Origin of the sequence: Microbispora sp. KK1-11 (genome assembly GCF_006874435.1) — a bacterium.
Classification (GTDB): Bacteria; Actinomycetota; Actinomycetes; order Streptosporangiales; family Streptosporangiaceae; genus Microbispora; species Microbispora catharanthi.
The window spans coordinates 294,357-306,596 of the sequence record NZ_VIRJ01000002.1 but is presented as its reverse complement, the minus strand read 5'-3'; the positions used below and the strand labels follow the sequence as shown (position 1 = coordinate 306,596).

At 70.7% G+C, this 12,240-nt stretch carries 11 protein-coding genes and 1 pseudogene; 7 read left to right on the top strand and 5 right to left on the bottom strand.

The window, feature by feature from the left end:
• Nucleotides 1–22: 22 nt before the first annotated feature.
• On the top strand, nucleotides 23–1,132 hold the full coding sequence (locus FLW16_RS04315; protein WP_142557804.1) for a glycosyltransferase family 4 protein: 1,110 nt from the start codon (nucleotides 23–25) through the stop codon (nucleotides 1,130–1,132).
• A gap of 255 nt (nucleotides 1,133–1,387) precedes the next feature.
• Here FLW16_RS04315 and FLW16_RS43410 read toward each other — a convergent pair whose 3' ends face one another.
• A complete protein-coding gene (locus tag FLW16_RS43410; protein WP_185949247.1) occupies nucleotides 1,388–1,537 on the bottom strand; it encodes a hypothetical protein in 150 nt (49 codons plus the stop codon).
• Between the two features lie 72 nt (nucleotides 1,538–1,609).
• Nucleotides 1,610–2,965 (bottom strand): cysteine--tRNA ligase, encoded by a 1,356-nt coding sequence (gene cysS / locus FLW16_RS04310; protein ID WP_142557802.1) that lies wholly within the window; start codon nucleotides 2,963–2,965, stop codon nucleotides 1,610–1,612.
• A 126-nt stretch (nucleotides 2,966–3,091) separates the two neighbouring features.
• Between cysS and FLW16_RS04305 the strand changes: the two genes are divergently transcribed.
• Nucleotides 3,092–3,835 (top strand): DUF427 domain-containing protein, encoded by a 744-nt coding sequence (locus FLW16_RS04305; protein WP_142557800.1) that lies wholly within the window; start codon nucleotides 3,092–3,094, stop codon nucleotides 3,833–3,835.
• A 25-nt stretch (nucleotides 3,836–3,860) separates the two neighbouring features.
• Here the strand turns inward: FLW16_RS04305 and FLW16_RS04300 are convergent, their stop codons facing one another.
• Nucleotides 3,861–4,148 (bottom strand): hypothetical protein, encoded by a 288-nt coding sequence (locus FLW16_RS04300; protein WP_079315904.1) that lies wholly within the window; start codon nucleotides 4,146–4,148, stop codon nucleotides 3,861–3,863.
• A gap of 238 nt (nucleotides 4,149–4,386) precedes the next feature.
• On the opposite strand from FLW16_RS04300, the gene FLW16_RS04295 reads away from it, so the two are divergent.
• The 5 genes and pseudogenes from FLW16_RS04295 to FLW16_RS46125 all read left to right on the top strand — a co-directional run.
• Complete coding sequence (locus FLW16_RS04295) at nucleotides 4,387–5,874, top strand: XRE family transcriptional regulator (protein WP_260614875.1); 1,488 nt, start codon at nucleotides 4,387–4,389, stop codon at nucleotides 5,872–5,874.
• Between the two features lie 16 nt (nucleotides 5,875–5,890).
• The gene (locus tag FLW16_RS04290) at nucleotides 5,891–6,820 is read left to right on the top strand and encodes a phosphotransferase enzyme family protein (RefSeq protein ID WP_260614874.1); all 930 of its coding nucleotides are present in this window, start codon (nucleotides 5,891–5,893) and stop codon (nucleotides 6,818–6,820) included.
• Between the two features lie 212 nt (nucleotides 6,821–7,032).
• Entirely contained in the window at nucleotides 7,033–7,236 is a 204-nt protein-coding gene (locus tag FLW16_RS04285; protein WP_079315906.1) for a cold-shock protein, read from the top strand.
• 136 nt (nucleotides 7,237–7,372) lie between these two features.
• On the top strand, nucleotides 7,373–9,043 hold the full coding sequence (locus FLW16_RS04280; RefSeq protein WP_260614872.1) for an alpha-amylase family protein: 1,671 nt from the start codon (nucleotides 7,373–7,375) through the stop codon (nucleotides 9,041–9,043).
• Between the two features lie 72 nt (nucleotides 9,044–9,115).
• Nucleotides 9,116–9,610 (top strand): annotated as a pseudogene (locus FLW16_RS46125) (DUF998 domain-containing protein); the annotation flags it as partial.
• A gap of 72 nt (nucleotides 9,611–9,682) precedes the next feature.
• Here FLW16_RS46125 and FLW16_RS44950 read toward each other — a convergent pair.
• Both FLW16_RS44950 and FLW16_RS04270 read right to left on the bottom strand, forming a co-directional pair.
• Nucleotides 9,683–10,693 (bottom strand): hypothetical protein, encoded by a 1,011-nt coding sequence (locus FLW16_RS44950; protein WP_260614869.1) that lies wholly within the window; start codon nucleotides 10,691–10,693, stop codon nucleotides 9,683–9,685.
• A gap of 57 nt (nucleotides 10,694–10,750) precedes the next feature.
• Nucleotides 10,751–12,133 (bottom strand): NAD(P)/FAD-dependent oxidoreductase, encoded by a 1,383-nt coding sequence (locus tag FLW16_RS04270; RefSeq protein WP_142557792.1) that lies wholly within the window; start codon nucleotides 12,131–12,133, stop codon nucleotides 10,751–10,753.
• Nucleotides 12,134–12,240 lie beyond the last annotated feature (107 nt).

Genomic DNA, 12,240 nt, shown 5'->3' with positions numbered 1-12,240 from the left:
CGCGCTCTGCCAGGCTGACCCGGTGAGGATTCTTCACGTCAGCGACTGCTATCTGCCGCGCCTCGGAGGGATCGAGGTGCAGGTCGCCGACCTCGTCAGGGCCCAGCGGGAGGCGGGCCACACGGTCGAGGTGGTGACCGCGACGCCGGGGGAGCAGCTGCCCGGGGTGCACCGGGTGGTCGCGAACCTCCCGTTCGACCTGCCGGTCCATCCGCGCGGCACGGCCCACCTTCTCCGGATCATGGCGAGCGGGCGGTTCGACGTGGTGCACGTCCACACGGGGGCGGTCTCGCCCTTCGCGTGGATGGGAGTGCGCGCGGCGGTCCGGTCCGGGCTGCCGGTGGTCGCGACCGTCCACAGCATGTGGGATCCGGTCACCCGGGGCGTCTACCGGGCGCTGCAGGCGGCCTTCGAGTGGCGGCGCTGGGGCCTGGTCCTCACCGCCGTCAGCGAGGCCGCCGCGCGCCCCATCCGCGCCGTGGCCGGGCCCCGCGTGCCCGTACAGGTGGTGTCGAACGGCCTCGACGTGACCTCGTGGCGGCCCGAGCCCGGTTCCGTACGGGATGCCGGGGACGGGCCGGTGGACGACGTCGTCCATGTGGTGGCGGTCGGCAGACTGGCGCCCCGCAAGCAGCCGTTGCGGCTGCTCAAGCTGCTGGAGACGGTGCGCAACCGGGTGCCGAGGGACATCGCGATGCGCGCGACGATCGTGGGCGACGGCCCGGCCCGCGGGCGCATGGAGCGCTACCTGCGAGCGCGCCGGATGGGCTGGGTGTCGCTGCCGGGCAGGTACAGCCGGGAGCAGATCAAGGACCTGCTGGCCGTGGCCGACGTGTTCGTGGCCCCGGCTCCGCGTGAGTCGTTCGGCCTGGCCGCGCTGGAGGCCCGCGCGGCCGGCGTGCCGGTGGTGGCGCGGGCGCAGAGCGGCGTGGCCGACTTCGTCAGGCCGGGCAAGGAGGGCCTGCTGGGCCGCACGTTCGACGACCTCGTCGCCTCGGTCGCACGGCTGGCTCGCGACTCCGCCCTGCGTCAGTCGATCGCCGAGCACAACAGGGAGACGGAGCCGGTCCGGTGCTCCTGGCCCGCCGTCCTGGAGGGCTTCGCCCACTGCTACGAGCTGGCCAAGAGTTGATCCGGGGCACCGGGGTCTAGTAGGGGAGGACCCTTCCCGAGGGGGTGCGCAGGTCCATCGGAGCGGGAGTTCTCGGTGGCCGCGGTCGCGGCACGATCTGCACCTTCTTCATCGGGGCCCTCCTTTCGGCGGTGTCCGTCAGCTGGTGCCGTCATGATTCCCATGAATTGGCCGAAATTATCCTCCGCGCGTCAGTTCTTGTTCTTGTAACGTGCGCCCTTCGGTCATCCGCGCGTGGCCGGCGGCCCGTCGGGGCTACTCGCACGCCGAGGTCCTGTCCGCGCCGGGGCCGCCGTTGCAGTCGTCGGTTCCGGCCCCGCCGTTGAGGTCGTCGTCGCCGCCGTACACCACGGTGGGCAGGGGGACGTTGATGTCCGCCGCGATGACGGAACGGCGCGGCGGCAAAGGGAACGGTGCAAGTCGCGAGGCCGGACCGGGCCGGGATGTGAGCGTTCACTCTGGACGAGCGATCAAGATCTATCTGATAAGCGCGGCATGCTCGATTTGGCGCCGTTTAGCGAGCGCCCTCTCGATGTGCTGCTCCATGATCCGTGCGCGTTCGTGATCTCCCTGCCGGGCGCTGGCGGCGGCGAGATTACGGACCACCCGGAGTACGGCCCCCGCGACTTCCTGCAGATGCGTTTCCCGGTGCCAGGTGTCGCTGAGCGGATCGAGGCCGAGCACATTCAGCATGGCCCGGACCGATCGGCATTTCCCGGCCGCCCGCCGGCGGTCTCCGGACGCCAGTGCGGCGTTGCCTTCTGCCACCGCGCGGTGGACGGCCGCGAGGGCCTGGGGCACGTTCAGGTCGTTGTCCATGGCCTCGCTGAACTGCGGGGGAAGGGACGCGGCGGCGTCGGAGGCCACCCGCAGCACGAACCTCTCGACCCGCCGGTAGGCCGCCGCCGCCTCGTCCAGGGCGTCGGGGCTGAATTCCACCGGCGACCGGTAATGGGCCGCCGCCAGGTAATAGCGGAGTTCGGCCGGCCGTACGCGGTCGAGCAGGGCCGGGACGGCCAGCGGATTGCGGGGATGTTTGCGTATCTTCTCGCCCCGGTGCGTCACCGGGCCGTTGTGCAGCCAGAATCGTGCGAACGAATCCCCGGCGGCCCGCGACTGGGCCATCTCGTTCTCGTGGTGCGGGAATATGAGATTCGCCCCGCCGCCGTGGATGTCGAATTCAGCGCCCAAATATCTGCGGGCCATCGCGGAACATTCCAGATGCCACCCCGGGCGCCCCTCGCCCCAGGGGGAGTCCCACACCGGCTCGCCGGGTTTGGCGCTCTTCCACAGCGCGAAATCGCGCGGATCGCGCTTTCCGTGCTCGTTTTCCTCGGCTGCCCGCAGATGCCTGGCCTGCTGGCGGGAGAGGGACCCGTAATGCGGGTAGGAGCCGACCGAGAAATAGACGTCGCCGTCGGACTCGTAGGCGTGCCCGGACGCGACGAGCTGCTCCACCATCTCGATCATCTCCGGGATGTGTCCCGTCGCCCGCGGCTCCACGCTGGGCGGAAGGCATCCCAGGGCGGTGTACGTGCGGACGAAGGCGCGGTGGACGGGATCGGTGATCCGCCACCAGGGAACCCCCTCGGAAATGGCCCTGTGAATTATCTTGTCCTCGATGTCGGTGACGTTCCGGCACAGCAGGACCTCGTATCCGCTGCTTTTCAGCCAGCGGTGCAGGATGTCGAAATTCACCTGCGATCTGAGCTGTCCCAGATGTGGCGGGACGACGACGGTGGGACCGCAGAGATAAATCGACACCGTTCCGGGAATTCGGGGGGTGAAATCGCGGACGGCGCGGCGATGCGTATCGTGAAGGCGAAGACCCACCTAGCCGAGGGTAAGCGACTTATCCGCTCGCTGTCGATAGCGCGGGCCGACCCCGCCCCGCACACCGGGAAAAGGCGATTGTGAGGCCGGGGAATAAGGGCGATCCGCCCGCTGGTTGGCGCAGGCATGGAGCCGACGAAACGGGGCCGCGTCCGGGTGGAGACGACGGCCAAGCGCGTGCGTGCCTACGTCGAGGGCCGGGCGGTGGCCGACACCACCCGGGCCCTGCTGGTCTGGGAGCTTCCCTACTACCCGACGTACTACTTCCCGGCGGACGACGTCCGCCTGGAGGAGCTGAAGGCCACCGGGGAGACGCGCCACTCGCCCAGCAGGGGCGACGCGGTGGTCCACGACGTGGCCGGCCGGGCGGGCGCCGCCCTGGTGTACGGGGACGACGCGCCGCTGGAGCAGATCCGGGGCCACGTCCGGTTCGACTGGAACGCGATGGACAACTGGTTCGAGGAGGACGAGGAGGTCTTCGTCCACGCCCGCGACCCGTACACGCGGGTGGACATCCTCGCCAGCTCGCGCCACGTCCGCGTGGAGGTGGGCGGCGTGACCGTCGCCGACTCGCGCAGCCCGCGCGTCCTGTTCGAGACCGGCCTGCCGCCGCGCTACTACCTGCCGAAGACCGACGTGCGGCTGGACCTGCTGCGCCCGTCAGAGACCGTGACCCACTGCCCGTACAAGGGCCGCGCGGTGTACTGGTCGGTCGGCGAGGACGAGTCCGGCAAGGACCTCGTCTGGTCGTATCCCACGCCGCTCCCGGAGTCGCAGAAGATCGCCGGACTGGTCGCCTTCTACGACGAGAAGGTGGACGTGTACGTCGACGGCGTCCTCCAGGACCGCCCGAAGTCGAAGTTCGCCTGACCCTCGCTGAGAGTCCGGCCGACGTTCAGCGGCGGATGACGTGGAGGACGCTGGCGATGCGTTCTGCGGCGGTGACCACGTCGGAGGCGTGCCCGATCCGGCCGGCCCAGGACAGCCAGTACCACCACTCGCCGTCGCTGGCGTTGGACGCGAGCACATCCTCGGCCATCGTGGGCTCCATGGGGTTGATGACGCGCAGACGTGGATAGAGGCCGGCAGGCGCCGTCAGGCGTACCTGGAAGGAGTGGGCCTCGAGCTGCGCGGCGAGCCGCTCCAGGTGGTCCATCGCCTCGCTGCGGTCTACCGTCGTCATGGTCAGCCTCCGGAACGTCAGGACCTATCACCGGAAAGGGTGAACCCGCAACGACCCACCGGCAATCGTCCCGATTCCCCGAAACCGTGCAATAACCAGGGAACTCACCGGGATTCCGTGGAACACACGCGGGTTCACGAACACGAAGGCATAACAGTCCCGGGCGTTGTGTGCCTGCGCGTTTACCTTGGGGAAACAACCGTAAACGGGGACCGCTTCACCAGTGGAGGGCGTGCACATGGCCCGCGGAGAGCACTCACCCGCTTGCGCGCGTCGCTGGCGCGAACAGGCACAGGTGCGGCAGTGGACGCTCTGGCAGACCGTCCAGGCGATCCATGGGTGCTGCGGCGTCAGCCTGCTGAAGGCCCACAGGCTCGGCCGCGGGTGGTCGGCCCGGCAGGCGATCGAGGAGCTGGAGCACCTGTGCGAGCAGCAGAACCTCGGCCACCCCCGGGCGAGCATCGACCTGCTGAACGCCTGGGAGAACAACCGGGCCCGCCCGCGTCCCCAGACCATCGATCTGCTGGCCCGGCTCTACCGGGCCAACGCCGTACGGCTCGGTCTGGCCGCCGACTACTGCGAGGACCCGGGCGGGCAGAAGATCGTCGTGGTGGGGCCGGGCCAGACCGCCGAGCAGGCCCGGGCCGAGGACCCGGCCGCCGACGACTCGGAGCGCCGGGCGCTGTTCCACCAGGCGATGCTGATGGGCACGCCGAGCGGCCGCTTCTTCGCGGAGGTCGAGGGCCTGCGCCATGACCTCGACCGCACGCTGGCCGCGGGCACGGTGAGCGAGGACCAGCTCGACCGGCTGGACGAGCAGGTGCTGCGCTACCGCAGGGAGTACATGACGACCCCGCCGACGCCGATGCTCTGCCGGGTCATGCTGGAGATCTCCGACGTGCGCCGATTGAGCGCGGTCCGCCAGCCGTCGTCGGTGCAGCGCCGCCTTCTCACCGCGACCACGATGCTCTCCCTGCTCGCCGCCGACGCGCTGATGAAGCTGGGCGACACCCGCCAGGCCCACGCCTGGTACGGCACCGCCCGCGCCGCCTCCGACGACGTGGGCGACCTGCGGCTGCGGGCGCTCGTGCGGGCCCAGCAGACCATGCTCCTGTATTACTACGGCGACCTGAACGAGACCGTGCGACTGGCCCGCGAGGCGCGGATGCTGGCCGGCTCGGCCCCCAGCTCGCCGGCGGCGCTGGCGGCGGCGGCCGAGGCCCGCGCGCTGGCCAGAATGGGGGACGGCAAGGCCGCCAGGATCGCGCTCGCTGAGGCGGAGCAGATCTTCGCCCGCATGCGCGGCATCAGCCAGGACGACCTGGCCTTCGTCTTCACCGAGAAGCGGATGAAGTTCTACCGCACCGGCACGCTGATCGAGCTGGGGGACGCCCTGCAGGTGCAGGGCCTCGACGGGTTCCCCCCGGGTTTCCAGACCATCGACCCGGCGCTGATCCTGCTCGACCAGGCGAGCCACCTGGCCAGGCACGGCGACCACGAGGAGGCCTGCAGGATCGCCGCGGACGCGCTGCGGCAGGTGCCTGCGGAACACCGCACCTCGATCGTCGTCACCCGGGCCAGGGCCCTGCTGGCGGACGCCGACCCCGCGCTGCCCGCCGTACGGCGCCTGCGGCGGGTGCTGTCGGAGTCGTCGCCCACACTCGCCCTCAGCGGGCTGTTCCCCGCTGCGGACTTCCCCGTCGCCGAGAACGCCGAGAACGCCTGAAACCGCCATGAGGACGATGGAGCCGGCACCGCTGGCCGAGGAGGCGTTCGGGGTTCTGCGCGAGGTCTGCGCGAGGATCGGGGTGGACGCGCGGGGCGCGCGGCTCATGCGGTTGCGCAGCAACGCGGTCTTCAAACTGCGCGGGAGCATGGTGGGCGGGGACACGGCGGGCGGGGAGCTGGTGGTGCGGATCGCGACCGCGCCGGACGCGCTGACCCGGCTGCCGGTGGTCGTGGCGGTGGCCCGCTGGCTCGCCGACCGGGGCTTCCCGACCGTGCGGCCCGCCGACGAGATCGCCGACCAGCCGATCGTGCACGACGGCCGGGTGGTCACCTTCTGGCGGTACGTCCCCTCCCTCGGCCGCCCGACGACCCGGCAGCTCGGCCGGGTGCTGCGCAGCCTGCACCGCGAGCCGGTGCCGCCGGTGGGGCTGCGCACGCTCACCGACCCCCTCGCCGAGGTGCGGCACGCGGTGGAGCACCGGGCCGAGGTGCTCACCGCGACCCAGCGGTCCTGGCTGAGCGACCGCATCGAGGAGCTCACCGGGCGCTGGCGCGACCTGGACACCGGCTCGCCGGTGCTCCTGCACGGCGACGCGTGGATCGACAACCTGCTGCGCTGCCAGGACGGGCACGTGGTGCTGTGCGACTGGGACGGCGTGGCCGTCGGCCCGCGCGAGTGGGACCTGGTGCACACCTATCACGGGCAGCGCCGCTTCGGCCTGTCGACGGCCGACGTGGACGAGTTCGCCCGCGCCTACGGCTCGGACCTGCGGCTGTGGCCCGGCTACAGCACGCTGATGGAGGTGCGGGACATGTACGCCGTGGGCATTCATATCCGCAACGCCTCCGGCGACCCGTTCTCCCGCCAGGAGCTGCCCCGGCGGCTCGACTCGCTCACGCGCGGTGACGGGCACGCCCGGTGGTACATGGCGGCACCGGCATAGCCTCGGGTAATCGCGGGTACTCTCCGTACAGGCTGCGAGTGTCGCAGTAGACAATTCCTGAAAACATGGTTTGTAAAAAGCGCACCCGGGTTCGCCCCGGCGGCGGATATGCGCGCATTTCCAGCGTCTCACGCGGTCGCGCGATGATTCCGCTACGCAGCCTCATGCTTCCGACCTGGGAGCATGGCGTAGCTTCCAAGAAGGAGAAGCAGTTGTCTGAAGGCACTGTCAAGTGGTTCAACGCCGAAAAGGGCTTCGGGTTCATCGCTCCGGACGACGGCACCGCTGACGTGTTCGTTCATTATTCGGCGATCAATTCGAACGGTTACCGGACGCTGGACCAGAACCAGAGAGTCAGCTACGTGACCGTTCAGGGCAACAAGGGACCGCAGGCCGAACAGGTCACGCCGCTCTAGGACGTGACGCACGGTGACATCGCGGCCGTGACCGGCCGCGCCTGCGGTACCACGTCGGCCCGCGCCGCTCCGGCGGCGCGGGCCCGATGTTTTGCCGTTCCTTTGCCGGGCATCGGGAACGGTCATGAGACTCAGCATGACCTCCGATCTGTGGTGGAAGAACGCGGTCGTGTACTGCCTCGACATCGAGACCTTCGCCGACGGCAACGGCGACGGGATCGGTGACTTCAGAGGGGCGATCCAGCGCATCGACCATCTGGACCGGATGGGCGTGACGTGCATCTGGCTGATGCCGTTCTTCCCGACGCCGGACAAGGACGACGGCTACGACATCACCGACTTCTACAGCGTCGATCCGCGCCTGGGCACGCTCGGCGACTTCGTCGAGTTCATGCGGGTCGCCAGGGATCGCGGCATCAGGGTCATCGCCGATCTCGTGGTCAACCACACCTCCGACCAGCATCCCTGGTTCAAGGAGGCACGCTCCAGCCGGGACTCCCGCTATCGGGACTGGTACATCTGGTCCGACAAGCCGGAGCCCGACGATCCCAAGGGCATCGTGTTCCCCGACAAGGAGGACAGCCTCTGGGAGTACGACGAGAAGACCGAGCAGTACTACTTCCACCGGTTCTACCGGTTCCAGCCCGACCTGAACACCGCCAACCCCGAGGTGCAGGACGAGATCTCCCGGATCCTCGGGTTCTGGATGGAGCTGGGCCTTTCGGGCTTCCGGGTGGACGCCGTGCCGTTCCTCATCGAGCAGGTCACCGACAGCGGCGATCTGCCCGATCCGCACGAGTTCTTCGCCTGCCTGCGGGCCTTCCTCAGCCGCCGGGACGGCAGCGCCATCCTCCTCGGCGAGGTCAACCTGCCGTACGACGACCTGGTGCGATACTTCGGCAACGATCTCGGCGACGAGATCACCATGTGCTTCGACTTCATCACCATGCAGCGGACGTACCTGTCGCTGGCCCGCCAGAACTCCAGTCCGCTGGCCGCCGCCCTGCGGGAGCGCCCCAAGGCGCCCAAGGACTCCCAGTGGGCGACGTTCGTCCGCAACCACGACGAGCTCACGCTCGACAAGCTGAGCGACGCCGAGCGCGAGGAGGTCTTCGCGGCCTTCGGCCCGGACAAGAACATGCAGGTGTTCGGCCGGGGTCTGCGCCGGCGCCTGCCCACGATGCTGGGCGGCGACCTCGACCGGATCAAGATGGTCTACAGCCTGCTGTTCTCCCTGCCGGGCACCCCGGTGCTCTTCTACGGCGAGGAGATCGGCATGGGGGAGAACCTGGAGCTGGAGGGCCGCCAGGCCGTCCGGACACCCATGCAGTGGACCCCGCACCGCAACGGCGGCTTCAGCGACGCCGACCCCTCGAAGGTGCAGATCCCCATGCCCACCGGGGACTACGGCCCAGAGAAGGTCAACGTCAGCGCGCAGGAGCGCGACCCCGACTCGCTGCTGTCGTGGATCACCCGGCTGATCCGGCACTACCGCGACTGCCCGGAGTTCGCCTGGGGCGAGTACACCGTGCTCGACACCGGCGTGGACGCCGTGTTCGCCCACCGGGCCGACTGCGACGGCGAGACGGTCGTGGCCGTGCACAACCTCGGCGAGACCGAGGTCGAGGTGGAGGTCGCGCTGGACGGGCTCGACTCGTCCAAGGTGCTGACCGACCTGCTGGTGGACGGCACGGTCGAGATCTCCGACGACGGCCGGGCCCGCTTCCCCATGGGCAGGTACGGTTGCCGCTGGTTCCGCGCCTCCACCCCCGAGACGGCCCCGGCCGATTCCGCCGACGCCTCCTAGGGGTTCCCTCAGGGGCGGCTCGGGTGGATCTCCGATGGGCCGGCGCCCTTCCCACGGCCACAGTGAAGAGTCATGGGAATGGTCTTGGGATACGTGCTGGTCACGGCCGGCGCCGCCGCGATGCTCGCGCTGCACCTGGTGGGCGGGCTCGACCCGCTCACGGCGACGATCAGCCAGTATTTCTACGCGCCGCACGGCTGGCTGCTGCCGGTCTCGCTGACGTCGATCGCCGTGGGCTCGGCCGTGCTGGCCGTACGGCTGGACCGGTTGGACCGGCTGGACCGGCGTGCGGCGCTGTTAGTGGGCATGTGGAGCGCCTGCCTGCTGCTGGTGGCCGGGTTCCCGACCGACCCGCAGGGGCTGCCGCTGTCGCTCTCCGGCAACATTCACCGCTATGCGGCCTTCGTCGCCTTCGCCAGCCTGCCGCTGGCCGGGCTGCTCGTCGCCCGGGCCACCCGCTCCCGTCTGGTGCGCGTGCTGTGCGCCGTCGCGCTCGGCTCGCTGCTCCTCGTGGTCCTGCCGTACGCCTTCCGGGTGCTGCACCTCGACCCCGGGGCGGTGCCGGCCGGGCTCACCCAGCGCCTCACCGTCGTCTCCGAGGTGGCGGCGCTGGTGGCCATGTCCGTGTCGGCGGCGAGGTCAACCGCCGCAGCTCTGGTAGGTGAAGGTGCCGGCCCTGACCTTGTATCGGTCGCGCACCCGGGTCTTGCCCGTCTGCGTGTCGATCCTCAGGACGGTCACCACGTCGCGGGGGCCTCCCGACTCGCTGACGTGCACGGTCACTTCGTGCTCGCCGGTCCAGTCGATCATGTCGGGCGAAGTGTCCCCTGGCAGGGTGAAGCGGACCGAGCCCGTCGTCTGGTCGGTCTTGACGTCGTAGAAGCGCAGCGCCGCCTTCTTGCCGCTGCCGGTGACGAAGGCGACCGTGCGGTCGTCGGCGGACAGCGCCCAGGGGCCGTTGTTGGCCACGATCTGGGGCGGGACGGCGGCGGCCAGTTCGGCGCCGGTGTCGTCGTGGACGGCAAGCCCTATGGTGTTCGCGGTGGCGTCCCGCTGCAGGAGGACGGCCGAGCCGTCCCCGCTGAAGCCGGAGAACCCGCCCGATTTCGGGATCGTGCCGGTCACGCTCGCCCGTGCGACGTCGAACAGGCGGCCTCGCGTCGTGCCGTCGTCGTCCGTGTAGGCGAGGGCCAGGCGGCTGCCGTCCTGGGACATGTCCAGCCAGACCGAGTCCATGCCGATGCCGCGCGGGAGGGGCGTCTTCGGCATCACGTGGACCCCGCCGTGGAACTCGCGCACGACCAGGCGATGGTCTGACTTGCGGAAGTAGGCCACCGACTCGCCGTCGCCGCTGACGGTGAGGGGGGCGCTGGTGCTCTTGTCGACCTTGCCCTTGGCGTTGATCGGCCACAGCATGGCGTCCTTGAGCGCGACCCGCCTGCCGTCGAGCAGGTCCAGCCGCCAGGTGTGGCACGGCCTCTCGGTGCCGTCCTTGGCCGTGCAGGCGTCCACCGAGGCGTACCGGATCGAGTGGTGCGCGGTCGCCGAGGCGGGCACGGCCGCCGCGGAGATCGTGAGCGTGGACAGGGCGAGGCCGATCAGCCCCATCGAGATCGGACGCAGCGTGGTCGGGCGGGTGGGGTGCCGCATGACTTTCTCCTTCCTGGGAGGTCATGCATTGGACCCGCCCCGGCCGTCGCCGGTTCGTCACAACTCCGTTGCGTATGCCTGGCCGTCGAGCGTCTCGAGCGCGTCCTCGATGGCCCGGTGGAAGGTCGGATAGGCGTACATCATGTGCCGTAGCCGCGTCGTGGGGATCTCGTTCTGCACCGCCACCACCAGCGCGCCGAGCACCTCCCCGCCGGCCGGCCCGGCGCTCGTGGCGCCGACCAGCACACCGCGCCGCGCGTCCTCCACCAGCTTGACGAGGCCCTCGTGCCCGGCCCCGTGGATCCAGCCCCGGGCCGACTCGCTGACGGAGGCGAAACCGACCCGCACGTCGAGCCCGGCCTCCCGGGCCTCCCGCTCCGTCAGGCCGACCGAGGCCACCTCGGGGTCGGTGAACGTGACCCGGGGCACCGCACGGTAGTCGGCCGGTGGGCCGCCCTCGCCGAGGATGTCGCGGGCCGCGATCCTGCCCTGGTAGACGGCGACGTGCGTGTACGCCCCCCGGCCGGTGACGTCGCCCACCGCCCACACGCCGTCGGCGGCCCGCATCCGCCCGTCCACGGTGACGAACCGGGCGCTCTCGTCGAGGCCGGCGTCGCCGGCGCCGATCGCGGCCAGATCGGTCCTGCGCCCGGCGGCGACGAGCAGACGTACGGCGTGAAGGTTCCGGCCGTCCTCCAGGGTGAGCGTGAAGCCGCCCTCGTCGTGCTGCACCCGCTCGGCCCCGACGCCGGTGTGCGTCTCGAGGCCCTCGCCGGCGAACACCCGGGCCAGCAGCACGCCGGCCTCGGGCTCCTCCCGCGCCAGCAGGCGATCGGCGGCCTCCACGACCGTCACCCGCGTGCCGAAGCGGGCGAACACCTGGGCGAGCTCGCAGCCGACCGCCCCGCCGCCGAGCACGATCAGCGACTCGGGCACGTGCGGCGCCGTGACGGCGTCCCGGTTCGTCCAGTACGGCGTGTCCTCCAGGCCGTCGACCGGGGGGACGGCGGGGCTGGTCCCGGTGGCGAGGACGATCCCGCGCCGCGCCCGCAGCACCCGGCCGTCCACGGTCACCTCCCGCGGCCCGGTGATCCGGCCGCGGCCGCGGACGAGGTGGACGCCGGCGCTCTCGAAATGCTCCACCTTGGCGTCGTCGCTCCAGCCGTCGGTGGCCTCTTCGCTGATCCGGTCGACGACCGGGGCCCACTTGGGGGAGACCCGGACCGAGCCGGCCATGCCGGGCACCCGCCGCGCCTCGGCCAGCAGTCCCGCGGCGCGCACCATCATCTTGGAGGGGACGCAGCCCCAGTAGGCGCACTCGCCCCCGATCAGGCCGGCCTCCACGCCGGCGACGCTGAGGCCGGCCTCCGCGAGCCGTCCCGCGACGTCCTCCCCGCCGGGTCCCAGGCCGAGCACCACCACGTCGTACATCCCGTCCATGCCCGTCAACTGCCCAGGCAGATGGAGCCGTACCGCGCGGGAGAGCCCCGGACGACACGAGGGGCGGGCCCGTGCGGGCCCGCCCCTTCCGTGCGCGAATCGTCAGA